Below are 17,734 nucleotides of genomic sequence, written 5' to 3'. Positions count from 1 at the left end.
CATTCCCGCGCAGGCGGGAACCCATACCGGCAATCCTGCGAGACTATCGCAACCGTACGAGTATATGGGTCCCCGCCTCCGCGGGGATGACGACCGTGGAGAAGGTTACCCGGCGACCCGGACTGGTGCCTCGTCCAGCGGAGCGACGTCGACGCTGACGTCCATGCTCTGTGCGCCCGAGCCCAGCACCACGCCGTCGACCGGCGCGATCTCGGCATAATCGCGGCCGACCGCCATGACGATATGGTCGCTGGCCATCCAGATGCCGTTGGTCGGATCCATCCCGACCCAGCCATGCACCGGCCCGCACCACAGCAGGACCCAGGCATGCGTCGCGTCCGCGCCGACCAGCCGCGGCTGGCCCGCGGGCGGGATGGTGCGGATATAGCCGGACGCATAGGCGGCAGGCAGGCCGGCGGCGCGCAGGCCGGTGATCATGATCTGCGCGAAATCCTGGCACACGCCCTTGCGGTGGAGAAACGCCTCGTGCGGCGGGGTGTCGACCAGCGTCGCGTCCGCATCGAACACGAATTCGCGCTGGATCCGGCGGGCGAGCGCGATCCCTGCTTCCAGCGCGCCGCGCGCGGGGTCGAGATCGGCCGCGCAATAATCGGCGATCGCATGGTCGAGCGGGATCAGCGGCGAGGGATAGAGATAGGTGGCGGGGCTCGCCGCGGAGAGGTCAGTGCTCGCGCGCGCCAACGCCGCGATCTCGGCGAGCGTCGGGTCGCCGGCGGCGGGGACGGGGACGAGCCGGTCGACCGTGATCCGCGACCGGCTTTCGATCGTCAGGTGGCGTACCGGGCTGTCGACCACCAGCCGGGTGACGTTGGCGAGCCCCGCCTCGGCGCGCGCGGGGCTGACGCGTCCCGCGGGATGCACCGACAGCGTGTAGGCGTCGAGCCGCTGGCCGGGCCAGTCGATGGGCTTCAGCCGGAGGTTGCAGCGCGCGAACTTGACGCTGGCGCCATAGTCGAAGGTGGTGACGTGGCGGATGTCGTAGATCATGCGAGCGTCAGTTCGCTGGTGCGGAGCGGTTCTGCGCCCTGCAGGAAATAGCGTCTCGCCAGCGCGTCGGACACACCCGCCAGCCGGCGTTCGACGTCGCCCAGCGTATCCGCGTCCAGCTCGGCGGCGGTCGCGGTCATCACGATCGCCATGAGTGCGGTCGCCTGTGCCTGTTGCGGTTCGGCCATCTCGTCGTCGCTCAGCACCGGCAGCTCGGCGAGCCGGGCAGCGATGCGCTCGGCGGAGAAGGCGAGGCTGCGCGGGTTGCCGGGGTCGAGCGCGACGAGATCCATGACCGGCACGCGCGCGATTCCCGTGGGATAGCGCTGGCGATAGGTGATCTGGCTGTCGGCGAGGTCGAGCAGCACCGACAGGTCGTCGGGCGAGGCGCCGGGCATGCCGAACAGCCGGATCGCGCGCGCCATCGCCATCGCGCGCTCGATCCGGCGGCCAAGATCGTGGAACCGCCATGCCGCGGTCCGTCCCATATGCTCGGCGGACAGCCCGGCGATCGCGGCATAGCGGCGCTGGAGCGAACCGGCGCGCTCGAGCATCCCGCGATGCGTGGGGAAGGGCGCCTCGAGCAGGCGGACCATGTCCGAGGACAGCCGGTCGCGCGATCCCTCGCCGATCGCACGCGCATGGCGGTTGATCGTCGCGACCGACTGCCAGCCCTCGTCCTCCATCGCGGTGCGCGCGAACGCGGTCAGGTCGGCACGGCGCAGCGCGGGGGGATGCGGTGCGGCACCGCTGCCGACGATCAGCCCGACAAGCTTGCCGACGGTTTGCGCCGACAGCACTGCGCCGCCGTCCGCGTCGATCGAATTGCCGAGCATCACGCGGATCGCGGCCAGCAACGCCTCGCCGCGCTCGAGATAGCGGCCGAGCCAGTAGAAATTGTCCGCGACTCGGCTGGGCAGCGTGCCGGGATTGCGGCGGACGTGGAGCGAATCGGGCGCGGTAAGCAGCGAGACGGGTGCGACCGGCTCGGGCCCATAGACGCAGACATCGGCGGACCAGATGCCCTCGCCCATCACCGCGGCGCGTGCGTCGGGATGCTCGCCGATCCGCGCGAACCCGCCAGGCAGCACGGTCCATTCGCCGTCGCCGCCGCGTGCTGCAAAGACGCGCAGCGTGAACGGGCGCGGCTCGAGCGTGTCGCCGACGACGACGGGCATCGTCGAGAGGCGAACGATCTCCTGCCCGACATAATCCTGCGGCCGGCGGGCCATGTCGGCGAGCAGCGCAGCACGGTCGGCGCCGGTGATGTCGGCACCCGCGGTCGCGCCGTTCGGCAGGCCGAGCGGGCGGGTGTGATAGGCAGGGGCGATCAGCAGCCGGTCGAGATCGGCCTCGACCGCGGTGCGCGCCGCGTCCTGCCCGCACCACCAGGTTGCGATGTTGGGGAGCAGCAGGTCTTCGCCGAGGATCGTGCGCGCGAGTTGCGGCAGGAAGGCGGAAAAGGCGGGGGCTTCGAGCACCGCGGAGCCGGGCGCGTTCGACAGCACGACATTGCCCGCGGCATAGGCGTCGATCAGGCCGGGCACGCCGATCTGCGAATGCGTGTCGAATGCCAGCGGATCGAGCAGCCGCGGATCGAGCCGGCGCCACAACGCGTCGATCCGCTTCAGCCCGCCGATCGTGCGGACATAAAGCTTGTCCTCGAGCGCGGCGAGATCCGCGCCCTCGACGAGCAGCAGCCCCAGATAGCGCGCGAGATGCGCCTGTTCGGGATAGCTCGGGTTGAACCGGCCGGGGGTGAGCAGCCCGATCCGCGGATCGGTGCGCTTGCACATCGCCGCCAGCCCCGCGCGGAACGCGGCGAAGAACGGCGCGTGACGCTGGACGTTCAACCGCGCCTGCAACCCGCCGAGCGTGCGGCCGACCGCGAGCCGGTTCTCGAGCGCATAGCCCGCGCCCGCGGGTGCGCGCAGGTGATCGGCGAGCACGCGCCATTCGCCACTGGGCCCGCGGCCGAGATCGATCGCGATGAAATCGAGATGGCGGCCGCCGGGCGAATCGAGCCCCACCATCGGCCGCAGGAAGAACGGGCTGCCGGTGACGAGCGCGGCGGGGATATGGCCGTCGGCGACCAGCTTTCCCTCGCCGTACAGATCGGCGATCACCGATTCCATCAACGTCGCACGCTGGACGACGCCCGCGGCGATCCGCGCCCACGCGTCCGCCTCGATCAGGAGCGGGACGGGGGAGACGGGCCAGGGGCGCTCGTCGGGTTCGTCGGCGATGCGGAAGCCGGTGCCGATGTCGACCGCGTGGCGCTGGACGCGTTCGCGAACATGGCCGAGATCGTCCGAGGCGACCATCGCGAGCTCGGCGAAGGTCGCGGTCCAGGCAGGGTCGATGCTGCCGTCGGCGGCGGGGCAGAGCATGTCGGCGGCGGTGCTGCGCGCGCAATAGTCGGCAATCCAGCGCTCGGCATGGCGTGTCGCGTCATAGGCGCTCGATTGCGCCGTATCGGTCGGGGGCGTGGATTGCGTCGCCATCTCCATGCCTTGATGCCTTCGAATAGTGGCGGCGGGTGTTTCACCTTTCGCTGGTGCGGCGCAACCTAAAAGCGTGTCTGCGGGGCGGGTTTTGCGCCGCTGCCACCCCGGCGAAGGCCGGGGCCCAATTGGTTGGAGGGGCGTAACGGCTTGCTACCCTTTATCACGGGCGTCCCCCAATTGGGCCCCGGCCTTCGCCGGGGTGGAGTGCGGGGGTTAGGGGAGGCTGCCGCGCCTTCAGAAATCCGGCAGGACCTGGTCCGCCACGCCCCAGCCCTTCAACCCGCGCGAGCCGGCGCGTGCGATCAGCTCTTCGGCGTCGCGCACGCCCCAGCGGGCGGCGGTGTCGATGTCGCGCAATTCGCTCCACGACACTGGCGCGGCGACCGGGGCGCCGGCGCGGGCGCGGGCGGAATAGGGCATCACCGCGGTGCTGCCGCGCTGGTTGCGCAGCCAGTCGATGAAGATGCGGCCCTTGCGCTTGGCCTTGGCCATCGATGCCACGAACCGGTCGGGCTCGGCACTCGCCAGCGCGCGGGCGAAGCGGTCGGCGAAATCCTTGACCGCGGGCCATTCCGCCCTGGGGGTGAGCGGCACGACGACATGGACGCCCTTGCCGCCCGACAGCATCGCGAAGCTGACGAGGCCGAGTTCGGCGAGCTGCGATTTCAGAAACTCCGCGGCCTTCTTGGTATCATCGAAGTCGAGCCCCTCGTCGGGGTCGAGATCGAAGACGAGCCGGTCGGGCTTTTCGAGCGTCTCGTTGGAGGATCCCCAGCCGTGGAATTCGATCGTCCCCATCTGGACGCAGGCGACCAGCCCGTCGGCGTCGTCGACATAGAGATAGTCCTCGGTCGATCCATCCTTCTCGCGGATCGGTACCTGATGGACCGCGTCGCCGAAGCTGCCGGCATCGTGTTTCTGGAAGAAGCAGGCACGCGATCGGCCTTGCGGACAGCGGACGAGGCTGGTCGGGCGGTTGCCCGCGAAGGGGAGGATGAGGCCCGACAGCGCGGCATAATAGTCGGCGAGATCGCCCTTGGTGACGTCGGACTCGTCGAAGATCACGCGGTCGCGGTTGGTGATCTTTATCGTGGTCTCAGGCGCAGCATCGGGGAGCGGGGCGGGGGTCTCGGCGACAACGTCCTTCGCCGCCTTGTCCTCGCGCAGGCCGATGAAGCTCGAATGGCGCAGCACGCCGTCGGGGGTGGTTTCGGCAAAGGCGATTTCCGCGACGAGCTTCGGCGTGACCCAGTGCGCGCCGCGGACCGCGGCTTTCGGGGCCTCGACGGTCGGGGTCTTGCGGTCGAGCGCATCGAGCTTGCCGCGCAGATCGTCCATCAGCGCCTGGTCGAAGCCGGTGCCGACCTTGCCCGCATAGCGATAGGTCTTGCCGTCGCGGACGCCGAGCAGCAGCGACTTGAAGCCGCGCTTCTTGTCGGACGGGAGCCAGCCGACGATCACGAATTCCTGACGGTGCGTGCATTTGACCTTGAGCCACGTCTTGGTCCGCTTGCCCTGATAGGGCGCGTCGGCGCGTTTCGAGACGATGCCTTCGAGGCCCTCGCGGCACATCGTCTCGAACAGTTGCTCGCCCGCGCCGACGACATGGTCCGAATAGTGCAGGCGATCCTCGTCGGCGGGGACCAGCGGTTCGAGGCGTGCCTTGCGGTCGAGATTGGACAGGCCGGTCAGGTCTTCGCCGTCGACTTCGAGCAGGTCGAACGCGAACAGCGTCATGTCGCCGCCGTTGGAGATCGCGTCCTTCAGCGTCGAGAAATCGGGGTGGCCGTTCTTGAAGGCGACGATCTCGCCGTCGATCAGCGCCGATTTTACGGGGAGCTTCGCGGCGGCGGCGGCGATCCTCGCGAACTTGTCGGTCCAGTCGAGCCCGGTGCGGGTGAAGACCTTGGCCTTGCCGTTCGCGACCGCGACGAGCGCGCGGTAGCCGTCATATTTGACCTCGTGCAGCCACGCGGTGCCGGTGGGGACGGCGTCGACGAGCGTACAGAGTTGGGGCTCGCGGAATTCGGGAAGCGTGCCGTCATCCTGGCGATGGCCAGGATCCGGAGTATCCGCCGCGACGCTTTTCGCTCTGGATCCCGGCTTTCGCCTGGATGACGGGGGAGGGGCTGCTTTGCTCGCGCGTGCCGGCTTCTTCCCCTCTGCAATCTCCGCCATCGTACGCCCCGTGGAAACGCTCGTCAGCGCTTCGTCGACCAGCGTATCCGTGCCGCCCGCCGCGGCGTCGTCGATCTTGCGGAGCAGCCAGTTCTCGCGCTTTTCCTTCGCGCGGGGTTTCAGGCGGATCAGCAGCCATTCGCCCTTCATCCGCTCGCCATCGAGGACGAAGTGGAGATGGCCCTTGTCGAGGTCCTTCGCCGACTTGCCCTTGATCGGGGCCCAGGTGCCGCGGTCCCACAGCATCACCGTGCCGCCGCCATATTCTGCCGCGGGGATCGCGCCTTCGAACGTGGCGTAGCTCAAGGGATGGTCCTCGGTGCGGACCGCGAGGCGCTTTTCGTCCGGGTCGAGGCTAGGGCCGCGGGTGACCGCCCAGCTTTTGAGGACGCCGTCGATCTCCAGGCGCAGGTCCCAGTGGAGGCGGGTGGCGTCGTGTTTCTGGACCATGAAGCTGTTGCCGTTGCCGGGGGTCAGCGTGCCGGCGGGTTCGGCGGTCTTCGCGAAGTCCCGCTTGGCGTTGTAGAGCGCGAGGGGGTCGGGGGTGTCAGCCACCATCGGTCTCCCGTGAAGGCGGGAGCCCAGGCTGGGTCCCCGCCTTCGCGGGGGCACACCAGGGGGCGTTACGCACGTTTCTTGGCCGGGGTCTTGGTCGCAGTCTTGGTCGCAGTCTTGGTCGCGGTCTTGGCCGGGGCTTTCTTGGCGGGCGCCTTCTTCGCAGCCGCGGCCGTGCCGCCCGACTTCTCCATCGACTTCTTCAGTGCCGCCATCAGGTCGACGACGTTCGACCCCTTGCTCTCGCCGCTGTCCTTGTCGTCGATGATGGTCTTGCCGTTCGCCTTGCGCTTGCGTTCGATCAGGTCCTTCAGCGCGTCGACATACCGATCATGGAAGTCCTGCGGGTGGAAGTCGCCGCTGCGCTTCTCGATCAGCGCCTCGGCGAGTTCGAGCAGCTCCTCGGAGGGCTTGTCGTCGGGGATGTCGCGGAAATAGCCCTGCGCCTTGTGCACCTCGTCCGCGTAGCGCAGCGTCTCGAGCACCAAGCCGCGCCCGCACGGCTTGAGGCTGACGACATATTCGCGGCCGCGCATCGCCAGCTGGCCGAGCCCGACCTTCTTCGTGCGGCGCAGCGCCTCGCGCAAAACGATGAACGCCTCTTCCGCCAGATCGTCCGCGGGGACGACGAAATAGGGCTTCTCATAATAGAGCACGTCGATCTCGCTCGCATCGACAAACTGGGTCAATTCGAGCGTCTTCTTCGATTCGAGCTTCACCGCGTCGATCTCGTCCTGGTCGAGCAGGACATATTCGCCCTTTTCGACCTCATAGCCCTTCATGATCTCGTCCGCGTCGACCGGGCCGACGCCGGTGACGACCTTGTCGTAATGGATCGGCTGGCCCGAGGGTTCGTGGATCTGCTTGAACGAGACCGCCGCACCCGATTTGGTGGCGGAGTAGATCTCGACCGGGATCGAGACCAGCGCGAGCCGGATCTGTCCCTGCCAATAGGCGCGCGCTGCCACGGTGCGGTTTCCTTCGTTGCGAAACCGATTCAATCGTCGGCGTCGCGAGTCGTTCCGTAACCCCACGTGCCGTGCGCTGTTTCGCGGCCCGCCAAGTTTCGCTATGGCGCTGCCATGTCCGACAACCCGATCACGCTGTTCGAGGCCTGGTACGCCGAGGCCAGGCAGACAGAAATCAACGACTCCAACGCTGTAGCCCTCGCGACTGCGGATGCGCAGGGACGTCCGTCGGTGCGGATGGTGCTGCTGAAAGGGCATGGCCCCGACGGTTTCGTCATCTACACCAACCGCGAGAGCCGCAAGGCGGGCGAGCTGACCGCGAACGCGCATGCGGCGTTGCTCTTCCACTGGAAGTCGCTGCGCCGGCAGGTCCGGATCGAGGGGCGCGTCAGCCTTGTGAGCGATGCGGAATCGGACGCCTATTTCGCGACGCGCGGCCGTGATTCGCAACTCGGGGCATGGGCGTCGGAGCAATCGCGCCCGCTCGACACGCGCGACACGTTCGAACGCCGCTTTGCCGAGGCGCATGCGCGGTTCGAGGGCAGCGACGTGCCGCGGCCGCCGCACTGGGGCGGGTACCGGATCGCGCCCGATCGCATCGAGCTGTGGCAGGACCGCGAACACCGCCTACATGAGCGGCGACTGTTCGTGCGCGACGGTGAAGGCTGGACCGAAGGATTGCTGTTCCCATGACCCAGGACGAACGCCGCAGGGTGATCCCGCTGGCGACGCGCGCGGCGCTCGCCAGCGTCGCGATGGCGTGTTTCCTGCTGCTGCTGAAGGGCTTTGCGGCGTGGACGACCGGATCGGTGGCGATGCTCGGCTCGCTGGCCGATACCGCGCTCGACCTGCTCGCGAGCCTCGTCACGCTTTACGGCGTGCGGCTGGCGGCGACGCCGGCCGATCATGATCACCGTTTCGGCCACGGCAAGGCGGAGGCGCTCGCCGCGCTGTTCCAGGTCATGCTGATCACCGCGTCGGCGGCCGGCATCGCCTGGCGCGCGATCCTCGCGTTCAACGATCCGCAGCCGACCACGGGCGCCGATTTCGGTATCGGCGTGTCGGTCGTCGCGATCGTCGCGACGGTGTTCCTGCTCGCCTATCAGCGCCGGATCATCCGCCAGACCGGATCGGTCGCGATCCTCGCAGACAATGTCCATTACCAGTCGGACGTGCTGCTAAACGGGTCGGTGATCGTCGCGCTGGTGCTCGACCAGTATCTGGGGTGGAGCGGGGCGGATCCGATCTTCGGCATCGTCATCGCCTTGTGGCTCGCCTGGGGTGCCTTCTCGGCATCGTCGAATGCGATCGACCAGCTGATGGACAAGGAATGGCCCGAGGATCTGCGTGCGCAGTTCCTCGACGTGGCGGCGCGCCAGCCCGGTATCCGCGGCATCCATGATTTCCGCACCCGCCGGTCGGGCAGCCATGATTTTGCGCAGTTTCACATGGAGGTCGCGCGCGACCTGACCGTCGCGCATGCCCACGACATCGTCGAGGCGGTCGAGCGCAACCTGCGCACCGCCTTCCCCAAGGTCGAAGTGCTGATCCACCTCGATCCCGAGGGGCATGTCGATACCGACAATCCGCTGGTCGAGGCGGACGTGACGCCGCATTGGTTTGGCAAGCGGGTTTAAACCCGCTGGGGTTTGGCAAGCGGGTATAGGGGTAGCAGCATGAGAATACCGTTCGCGCAGATCGATGCGTTCGCCGACACGGCCTTTGCGGGCAACCCGGCGGCGGTGATGCCGTTGTCCGCGTGGCTCGACGATGCGGTGCTGCTGGATATCGCGCAGGAGAACAACCTGAGCGAGACCGCGTTCATCGTCCCCTCCGCCGAAGAGGGCGTCGATTTCGACCTGCGCTGGTTCACGCCGGGCGCAGAGGTCGCGCTGTGCGGGCATGCGACGCTGGCGAGCGGGCATTTCGTGCTGTCGTCGGACAGCGCGCGCGACCGGGTCCGGTTCGCGACGCGGCAGGCCGGGATCCTCGAGGTCGCCTGCGCGGATGGCGGATACACGCTTGAGCTGCCCGCCTGGGCGCCCGCGCCGAAGGCGATGCCGGAGATCGTCGCGGCACTGACGATCGATTCGCCGGTCGAGACCTTGTGGCACGACAAGGGCTATGCGCTGGTGATCGTCGAGGACGAGGCGATCGTCCGCAACCTGAAGCCCGATTTCGTCGCGCTGGCGAAGTTTCCTATCGTCGCGATCGTCGCGGCGAAGGGATCCGCGACCGCGATCGTCAGCCGCGTCTTCACGCCTTATTATGCGATCAACGAGGATCCGGTGACGGGGTCGGCGCATGCGGTGATGGTGCCGTACTGGGCGCAGACGCTGGGCGACAGTTTCACCGCGTTCCAGGCAAGCGCGCGCGGGGGGCGGCTGACGTGCCGGCTCGAAGGCGACCGGGTGGTGCTTGGCGGTGCGTGCGTGACGGTGATCGAGGGAACGTTCCTGCTGCCGTGATCACGGTATAAATCAGCCCGTCATCCTGACGAAGGTCAGGATCCAGAGCCAGGATCGTCTCGCCCCGTCACCCTGGATCCTGACTTTCGTCAGGATGACGGGTTGGGGAGCGGCGTGGCGGCTAGCGCTTGCGGCCCTTGGTCATCGGGTCAGGCTTCTTGGGCCTCACCCAGCCGGGCGGCGGCGTCAGACGCTGCTGGCTGGTGCCCAGACCCATCGCGCCGGGCTGCTGGCGGGTCAGTCCCGCGGTGTCTGCGACCGTGCCGCCGCCGCGCAACAGGCTGATCTGGTCGCGCAGTCGCCCCGCGGTCTCGAAGTCCATCGCCGCGGCGGCGGCTTCCATCTGGCGGCGCAGGTCGTCGATATCCATACCGCGTTCAACGCGTCAGGCGGCGGCGAGTGCCGCCTCGGTCGACGAGATCCAGCCGCCGCCGAGCACGCGGTCGCCGGCATAGAGGACGGTCGCCTGTCCCGGTGCGACACCATATTCGGGTGAGTCGAACACGACGCGGTCGCCGATCAGGCGGGCCGGGACGGGCTTGGCCATCGAGCGCACCTTGGCGGTGAGCGGCCCGGTGAAATCGTCGCCGAGCCAGTTGATGTCGCTCAGCTGCGCCGCCGAAACCGCGAGCGCACGGCGCGGACCGACCACGACGCGCCGCGTGTCGGGTTCGACGCGCACGACATAGAGCGGCTCGGGGCTGCCGCCGATCTCCAGTCCGCGACGCTGGCCGACGGTGAAGTGGATCAGCCCGCGATGCTCGCCGAGCTTCATGCCGCCGATATCGACGATATCGCCCGCGGTATCCGCCTCCGGGCGCAGCTTCTTGACCAGTCCGGCGTAATCGCCGTCGGGGACGAAGCAGATATCCTGGCTGTCGGGCTTGGCCGCGACGCCGAGGCCAAGCTCGGCCGCGATCTCACGCACGCGCGCCTTGGGCAGGCCGCCGAGCGGGAAGCGCAGATAGTCGAGCTGCACCTGCGTCGTCGCGAACAGGAAATAGCTCTGGTCGCGGGCAGGATCCGCGCCGCGGTGGAGTTCGGCGCCCTGCGTCCCCTCGACGCGGCGGACATAATGGCCGGTCGCCAGGCAGTCCGCGCCGAGATCGCGCGCGAGCTTCAGCAGGTCGGTGAATTTGGGTCCCATGTTGCACTGGACGCACGGAATCGGCGTGCGCCCCGCGAGATAAGCGTCGGCAAAGGTGTCGACGACCTGTTCGCGAAAACTCGATTCATGGTCGAAGACGTAATGCGCGATGCCCAGCCGGTCGCAGACCGCGCGCGCGTCGCGAATGTCGCGGCCCGCGCAGCACGAGCCCGCGCGGCCGACCGCCTCGCCGTGGTCGTAGAGCTGCAACGTCACGCCGATCGTCTCCGCGCCGGTCGCATGCGCGAGCGCCGCGACGACCGAGCTGTCGACCCCGCCCGACATCGCGACGACGATCCGTCGACCGGCCAGCGACCCCGACCCTGGTGTCGCGCCGCCGAGCTGAAAATCCGCCTGTTCCATCGGTACACCATAGTCTCTGCGACGAGGCGTTGCAAAAAAAGCGACAGGCGCGACAACTCTTTGTCCCGAACTTTACCTCGTTTTCATTCCCCGGCGTTTAGACGGAACCTCTAGTTGGTGTTTTGCGAGTGTCGCGTTGGATCTGAGCTTCCCCCGTTTCGATCGAGAGGCCGAGCTGACCGTTCTGCCCGGTGACCTGGCGGTGTTGATCGTCGGGATCGCCGCGCGTCAGGCGGCGAGCCCGACCGCGGCGGTTCAGGCCGGGTTTTCGCGGGGTGCGATCGATCCCAAGCTGTTCGCCCCCGTCCACGGGGCGTTCAACGGGCCAATGGCGGATGCCTTGACGCGATGGAAACAGGAATGACCGCGGCGTTTACCGCGGCGTTTCAGCCATTCTTCAACTCCCTTGGCTACGGGTCGTAGCCACGTATCGAGAGGGGGCCCCCGCCCCGATCAGAGGTTGTAAATGATCGAGAACCAGAAGTTCCGCCCTGCCAAGGTCATCGGACCGCTTGGCGAGCAATTGACGCTGGATTCGCTGCCGCCGCCCAGCACGACGCGGTGGGTCGTACGCCGCAAGGCCGAGGTCGTCGCCGCGGTCAATGGCGGTCTGTTGTCGGTCGACGAGGTCTGCGACCGCTATGGACTGACGGTCGAGGAATTTGCCGGATGGCAGCGCGCGATCGACCGGTCCGGGATGCCAGGCCTGCGCGTGACGCGGATCCAGCACTATAAGTCGCTGTACGAAAGGCAGCAAAAATACTGACCCGAATCAGCCTACATAATCAAAACGCGGGCGGAACAAACGTCCGTGCTCGCACGTCTTTCCGCCATCGCCCGGCTACGGGAACAACGGAGGGAAAGTAAAATGGGTATCATTCTTTGGCTGATCATCGGCGGCGTCATCGGCTGGATTGCCAGCATGATCATGCGCACTGACGCGCAGCAGGGCATCTTCCTGAACATCATCGTCGGCATCGTCGGCGCCTTCATCGGCGGCCTGATCCTGTCGGGTGGCTCGATCAACAGCGCACCGCTGACGCTGACCTCCTTCATCGTGTCGCTGCTTGGCGCGATCGTGCTGCTCGCGATCGTCAACCTCGTGCGCCGCGGCAGCGTCCGCTAAGAGCGGTCGTTACACAGCGTTGAAAAAGGGCCGTCCGGGCAACCGGGCGGCCCTTTTTCTGTGCGCTCAGTTCAGCAGGAAGCGGACCGAGACCGAAACGGTGACGTCCTTCTCGCCCGCGACGATCTGCGTGCTGTCCTTGGCCATCGCGGCGCGCGCCATGAACACCGGCGGGTTCGGGTTACCGGCATTCTCGCCATTCTCGGTGATCGAGACGATCCGCGAGACGCGCATGCCGGCCGACCGCGCATAGATCTCGGCGCGGGCGCGCGCACGCTTGACCGCGTCGGCCCGGGCCTCGTCCAGCGCCGCATCAGGCTGGTCGATCGACAGATTGGGCCCGTCGATCTGGTTCGCGCCCTCGGCGACCAGCGCATCGAGGATCGCGCCCGACTTCGCCACGTCGCGGAAGCGGATCGAGACGCTGTTGGTCGCCTGATAGCCGGTGACCGCCGGCGGCTGGTTGTCGGCATAGCGATATTGCGGCGCGAGCCCGACCGTCGCGGTGGCGATGTCGCGCGGCGCGACCCCGGCCTTCTTCAATGCCGCGAGCACGCGGTTCATCCGCTGCGCATTGTCCGCCAGCGCAGCCGCGGCGGTCGTCGCCTGCGAGACGACACCCGCACGGATCGTCGCGACATCGGGCACGCGCGTGGTGCGGCCCTCGGCGCTGACGTCGAGCACGGTCCCGGTCGCGGGGACCATCGGTTCGACCGTCGACGCCTGCGCCTGTGCCGAAGCGGCGGCGGGGATCGCGGCGGCAAGCGGCACCGCCGCCAGCGTCGCGATCATGGTGAACCTGGTCATATCGTGTCTCCCTGTAAGTCAGCCTGCTTTCGCGATTGATCGAAGCCGGGTCAACGCAGGCTGAACATCGCGTGCAGCTTGCAGACAGGTGCGATCCTGGTCATGTCTGACATTTGGCTGCGCGGCGTGCCGGGGGGCTTGAGCACGGTGATCTATTTATATAATACAGCTGGCGAGTGGTCCGGCGGATTCGGGTCGGGACGGGGATAGCGCGCGCATGAACTACGAAGCCAGGACGATCGGCGGCGAGCCGCAGCAGGTGCTGACGGATCAGACGCCGCCGTCGCATACCCGTCGCAACATCATCATCGCGGTGGTCGTCATCCTCGCCGCGCTGGCCATCGCCTGGTTCGCGTTCGGATCGGGCAAGAAGGATGCGGCGGCGCCCGGCGCGCCGACCGAGCAGATTCCGAGCGTCACCGTCATCGTGCCCGGTCGCCAGACCGTCGACCGCGTGATCGCCGCGACCGGTACGCTGGCCGCGCGGCGCGAGATGCCCGTCGGCGTCGCGGGCGAGGGCGGCATGATCACGCGCGTGCTGGTCGAGCCGGGCCAGTGGGTCGCGGCGGGGCAGGTGCTCGCGACGGTCGACCGCTCGGTCCAGACCGAGACCGCGGCATCGCTGTCGGCATCCGTAACCGTGGCGCGGTCGGACGAGACGATCGCGCAGGCGGAGCTCGACCGCGCGCAGCAGCTGGTCGATCGCGGGTTCATCTCGAAGGCGGATCTCCAGCGCAAGGCGGCGACGCGTGATGCGGCGGCGGCGCGCGTGAAGGTGGCGCAGGCGTCGCTCGGCGAGGCCCGCGCGCGCAACGGGCGACTCGACATCCGTGCACCGGCCGCCGGCCTCGTGCTGACCCGTGGCGTCGAGCCCGGGCAGATCGTCAGCTCGGGGACCGGCGTGCTGTTCCGCATGGCGATGGGCGGACAGATGGAAATGCGCGCGGCGCTGGCCGAAAGCGATCTGCTCGGCCTGCCGGTCGGCGCGCGCGCGACCGTCACGCCGGTCGGGTCGGCCAAGGGGTATAAGGGTGAGGTCTGGCAGGTGTCGCCGGTGATCGACCCGCAGACGCGCCAAGGCGTCGCGCGAATCGCGCTCGCCTATGATCCCGCGCTGCGCCCGGGCGGGTTCGCCGCGGCGTCGATCGTCGGTGGCGCGACGGTCGCACCGCAGCTTCCCGACTCGGCGTTGCAGAGCGACGACAAGGGCAGTTTCGTGTATGTTGTCGGTCCCGACGACAAGGTGGTGCGCCGCGACGTGAAGATCGGTCAGGTTTCCGACAGTGCGGTGACGATCGCAGGCGGGCTGCAGGGCAACGAACGCGTCGTCCAATCGGCCGGCGGGTTCCTCGCACCGGGGCAGAAGGTCAAGCCCGTGACCAAGGCGACGACCAGCGCGACGACGACACCCACCAGTAGCAAACGGGGCTGACGCACCATGGGTTTCCGCAACATCTCGGCCTGGGCGATCCGCAACCCGGTACCGCCGATCGTGCTGTTCCTCGCGCTGACGCTGGCGGGAATCGTCAGCTTCATGCGGATGGACGTGAACAACGATCCGGATATCGACTTCCCGATCGCGATCGTCGTCATCAGCCAGCCGGGCGCGGCGCCGACCGAACTGGAAACCCAGGTCACGCAGCGGGTCGAGGCGGCGGTGCGGACGCTGCAGGGCATCGACCAGATCAGCTCGACGGTCACCGAAGGCACGTCGCAGACGGTCATCCAGCTCAATATCGGCACGCCGATCGACCGCGCGGTCAACGACGTGCGCGACGCGATCGCGCAAATCCGCGGCGACCTGCCCGAGGGGATCCTCGAGCCGCAGGTGTTCCGCGCCAACACCACCGACGAGGATATTGCGAGCTACTCCGCGATCGCCAGCGACATGACCGTCGAACAGCTCAGCTGGTACATCGACAATACCGTGGCGAAGGAGCTGCTATCGGTATCGGGGCTTGCCGCGGTCAACCGCAATGGCGGGGTGAGCCGCGAGATTCGCGTGATCCTCGATCCCGTCAAGCTGCAGAGCCAGGGCCTGACCGCGAGCCAGGTCAACGCGCAGCTGCGTCAGGTCAATCTGAACGCGGCGGGCGGCCGCGCGGAGATCGCCGGATCCGAACAGTCGGTCCGCGTGCTCGGTAATGCCAAGAACGCCTATGACCTTGGCCAGACGCAGATCTCGGTCGGCGGGCGGACCGTGCGGCTGGCGGACATCGCGCAGGTCCGCGACCTTTATGCAGAGCAGCGGACCGCGGCGGCAATCAACGGTCGCCAGGTCATCAGCTTCGACTTCCAGCGTGCCAAGGGCGCGTCCGACGTCACCGTGTTCAACGACGCGGTCAAGAAGCTGGAGGCGCTGGAGAAGCGCAACCCGGCAGTGCATTTCGTACTGCGCTCGAACAGCGTGAAATATACCGAGGAGCAATATCACAGCGCGATCGACGCGATGATCGAGGGCGCGGTGCTCGCGGTGATCGTGGTGTTCCTGTTCCTGCGCGACTGGCGCGCGACGATCATTTCCGCGCTCGCCATTCCGCTGTCGGCGATTCCCGCCTTCTGGTTCATGGATCTGCTCGGCTTCACGCTGAACCAGATGACGCTGCTCGCGCTCAGCCTGGTCGCGGGCGTGCTGGTCGATGACGCGATCGTCGAGATCGAGAACATCGTCCGGCACATGCGGATGGGCAAATCCGCCTATCAGGCGTCGATCGACGCCGCCGACGAGATCGGGCTGGCGGTGCTCGCGACGACGATGTCGATCGTCGCGGTGTTCCTGCCGGTCGGGCTGATGCCGGGTATCTCGGGCCAGTTCTTCAAGAATTTCGGTCTGACCGTGGTTGCCTCGGTGCTGATGAGCCTCGCGGTCGCGCGTCTGATCACGCCGATGATCGCAGCCTATTTCCTAAAGGCGCACGGCACCGCCAGCCACGGCGAAGGCAAGCTGATGGACTGGTACATGGCGTCGCTGCGCTTCACGCTGCGGCACCGCTGGCTGCCGGTCGTGGCGGGTGCGGCCGCGACCGCGATCACGATCGCGATGTTCTTCGTCCTGCCCTCGACCTTCCAGCCGCCGCGCGACAGCGACACCAGCACCGCGACGATCGACATGGTCCCCGGCACGACGCTGGCGCAGACTCAGGCGGTCGTGACCCGGGTCGCGAGCATCCTCCAGGCGCAACCCGATGTCGCATCGGTCTATGCGCGCACCGCGGTCGGCAATGGCCGCGTCACCGCGACGCTAAAGGACGATCGCTCGATGAAGAGCACCGCGTTCGAGCGGAGCCTCGCGCCGCAGCTCGCGGCGATCCCCGATGCGCGTGTGTCGTTCCGGTCGCAGTTTGGCTGGGGCGGCAGCAATCGCGACGTGACGATCACGCTGGGCGGCGACGACCCGGTCAAGCTCGACGCGACCGCGCAGAAGATCGTGACCGAGATGGCGAAACTGCCGTCGCTCGTCGCGCCGCGCGTCGCGGGCAATCTGCAGCGGCCTGAAATCGTCATCCGCCCGCGGCTCGATCTCGCCGCCAATCTCGGCGTGACGACGCAGGGCCTGTCGAGTGCGATCCGCATCGCGACGCTGGGCGATATCGACCAGAACAGCGCGCGCTTCTCGCTCAGCGATCGCCAGATCCCGATCCGCGTCGCGCTCGACCAGAATGCGCGGACGAGCCTCGCGACGATCCAGAACCTGCCGGTCGCCACCGCGACGGGCGGATCGGTGCCGCTCAGCCTCGTCGCCGATATCGGGCTGGGCTCGGGGCCGACCAAGATCGATCGCGTCAACCAGCAGCGCCAGCTGTCGATCGGTGCGGATCTCGCGCCCGGCGTGATCAGCGGCGATGCGCAGAAGCAGATCCATGCGCTGCCGACGATGAACGCGCTGCCGATCGGGGTGAGCGAACTCGTGCTCGGCCAGGCCAAGTGGCAGGCCGAGATGATCAGCAACTTCATCGTCGCGGTGGTGGCGGGCGTGCTGCTCGTCTTCGCGGTGCTCGTGCTGCTCTATCGCCGTCTGTTGCCGCCGTTCGTCAACATGGGCTCGCTGATCCTCGCGCCGCTCGGCGGGCTGCTCGCCTTGTGGGTTACGGGTCATCCGATCTCGATGCCGGTCTATATCGGGCTGCTGATGCTGCTCGGGATCGTCGCGAAGAACTCGATCCTGCTGATCGACTTCGCGCTCGAGGAGATGGGCAAGGGCGTCGATATCTGGACGGCGATCGTCGATGCCGGGCACAAGCGTGCGCAGCCGATCGTCATGACCACGGTCGCGATGGTCGCGGGCATGGTGCCGACCGCGCTGTCGATCGGCGGCGACGGATCGTTCCGCGCGCCCATGGGCATCACGGTGATCGGCGGTCTAGTGATGTCGACCGTGCTGACGCTGCTGATCGTGCCGGCGACGTTCAGCATCGCGGTCGGGATCGAGCGCTGGGCAGGGCCGCGACTGGGTCGTCGCCTGCTCACCTTCCGGCCCGGCGACGACGGCGCGGAAGTGGTCGGGATCGCCGGCCCCAACGCGCCGGCGCTCGGACCCGCATCGCCCAAGATCGGCTTTCGCGACGGCGATGGCGGAACACAGCCGGCGGAATGATCGCCGGCGTGAC

General features: G+C 67.8%; 15 protein-coding genes. 8 read left to right on the top strand and 7 right to left on the bottom strand.

From position 1 onward, the window contains the following. Positions 1-105 precede the first annotated feature (105 nt). The 4 genes from IFT71_RS08655 to ku all read right to left on the bottom strand — a co-directional run bounded on the left by IFT71_RS08655 (position 106) and on the right by ku (position 7,216). Entirely contained in the window at positions 106-1,008 is a 903-nt protein-coding gene (locus IFT71_RS08655; protein ID WP_192140334.1) for a transglutaminase family protein, read from the bottom strand. Beyond that, entirely contained in the window at positions 1,005-3,512 is a 2,508-nt protein-coding gene (locus tag IFT71_RS08650; protein ID WP_192140332.1) for a circularly permuted type 2 ATP-grasp protein, read from the bottom strand. The genes IFT71_RS08655 and IFT71_RS08650 overlap by 4 nt, the downstream gene beginning before the upstream one ends. A 237-nt stretch (positions 3,513-3,749) precedes the next feature. Further along, a complete protein-coding gene (gene ligD / locus IFT71_RS08645) occupies positions 3,750-6,251 on the bottom strand; it encodes a DNA ligase D (RefSeq protein WP_192140330.1) in 2,502 nt (833 codons plus the stop codon). Between the two features lie 65 nt (positions 6,252-6,316). Next, positions 6,317-7,216, bottom strand: coding sequence for a non-homologous end joining protein Ku (gene ku / locus IFT71_RS08640; protein ID WP_192140328.1), 900 nt, complete (start codon positions 7,214-7,216; stop codon positions 6,317-6,319). A 114-nt stretch (positions 7,217-7,330) separates the two neighbouring features. On the opposite strand from ku, the gene pdxH reads away from it, so the two are divergent. From pdxH to IFT71_RS08625, 3 genes are read left to right on the top strand one after another with little or no spacing between them, the layout of a single operon-like run. Further along, complete coding sequence (pdxH, locus tag IFT71_RS08635; RefSeq protein ID WP_192140324.1) at positions 7,331-7,909, top strand: pyridoxamine 5'-phosphate oxidase; 579 nt, start codon at positions 7,331-7,333, stop codon at positions 7,907-7,909. Continuing rightward, a complete protein-coding gene (locus IFT71_RS08630; protein WP_037529981.1) occupies positions 7,906-8,853 on the top strand; it encodes a cation diffusion facilitator family transporter in 948 nt (315 codons plus the stop codon). The genes pdxH and IFT71_RS08630 overlap by 4 nt, the downstream gene beginning before the upstream one ends. Before the next feature lie 39 nt (positions 8,854-8,892). Beyond that, positions 8,893-9,684 carry a PhzF family phenazine biosynthesis protein gene (locus IFT71_RS08625; RefSeq protein ID WP_031440564.1) on the top strand — a complete coding sequence of 264 codons (792 nt, stop codon included), beginning with the start codon at positions 8,893-8,895 and terminating at the stop codon, positions 9,682-9,684. Positions 9,685-9,805: 121 nt separating this feature from the next. Here IFT71_RS08625 and IFT71_RS08620 read toward each other — a convergent pair whose 3' ends face one another. Further along, positions 9,806-10,054, bottom strand: a complete 249-nt coding sequence (locus IFT71_RS08620; RefSeq protein WP_192140322.1) for a UvrB/UvrC motif-containing protein — start codon at positions 10,052-10,054, stop codon at positions 9,806-9,808. A gap of 15 nt (positions 10,055-10,069) precedes the next feature. After that, positions 10,070-11,194, bottom strand: coding sequence for a tRNA 2-thiouridine(34) synthase MnmA (gene mnmA / locus IFT71_RS08615; protein WP_192140320.1), 1,125 nt, complete (start codon positions 11,192-11,194; stop codon positions 10,070-10,072). Between the two features lie 136 nt (positions 11,195-11,330). On the opposite strand from mnmA, the gene IFT71_RS08610 reads away from it, so the two are divergent. The 3 genes from IFT71_RS08610 to IFT71_RS08600 all read left to right on the top strand — a co-directional run bounded on the left by IFT71_RS08610 (position 11,331) and on the right by IFT71_RS08600 (position 12,320). Next, entirely contained in the window at positions 11,331-11,558 is a 228-nt protein-coding gene (locus IFT71_RS08610) for a hypothetical protein (RefSeq protein WP_031393005.1), read from the top strand. 102 nt (positions 11,559-11,660) lie between these two features. Next, entirely contained in the window at positions 11,661-11,960 is a 300-nt protein-coding gene (gene sciP / locus IFT71_RS08605) for a CtrA inhibitor SciP (protein ID WP_031393004.1), read from the top strand. A gap of 102 nt (positions 11,961-12,062) precedes the next feature. Beyond that, positions 12,063-12,320, top strand: coding sequence for a GlsB/YeaQ/YmgE family stress response membrane protein (locus tag IFT71_RS08600; RefSeq protein WP_031393003.1), 258 nt, complete (start codon positions 12,063-12,065; stop codon positions 12,318-12,320). Positions 12,321-12,386: 66 nt separating this feature from the next. Here the strand turns inward: IFT71_RS08600 and IFT71_RS08595 are convergent, their stop codons facing one another. Continuing rightward, positions 12,387-13,127: an SIMPL domain-containing protein gene (locus tag IFT71_RS08595; protein WP_192069628.1), complete on the bottom strand. Its 741-nt coding sequence runs from the start codon at positions 13,125-13,127 to the stop codon at positions 12,387-12,389. 217 nt (positions 13,128-13,344) lie between these two features. Between IFT71_RS08595 and IFT71_RS08590 the strand changes: the two genes are divergently transcribed. After that, positions 13,345-14,559 carry an efflux RND transporter periplasmic adaptor subunit gene (locus IFT71_RS08590; protein WP_031440560.1) on the top strand — a complete coding sequence of 405 codons (1,215 nt, stop codon included), beginning with the start codon at positions 13,345-13,347 and terminating at the stop codon, positions 14,557-14,559. Positions 14,560-14,565: 6 nt separating this feature from the next. Then, a complete protein-coding gene (locus IFT71_RS08585; RefSeq protein WP_031440559.1) occupies positions 14,566-17,721 on the top strand; it encodes an efflux RND transporter permease subunit in 3,156 nt (1,051 codons plus the stop codon). Positions 17,722-17,734 lie beyond the last annotated feature (13 nt).

The organism is Sphingomonas sp. CFBP 13733 (assembly GCF_014841795.1).
In the GTDB taxonomy this organism is placed as follows: Bacteria; Pseudomonadota; Alphaproteobacteria; order Sphingomonadales; family Sphingomonadaceae; genus Sphingomonas; species Sphingomonas aerolata.
This window is presented reverse-complemented; position numbering and strand designations above follow the sequence as displayed.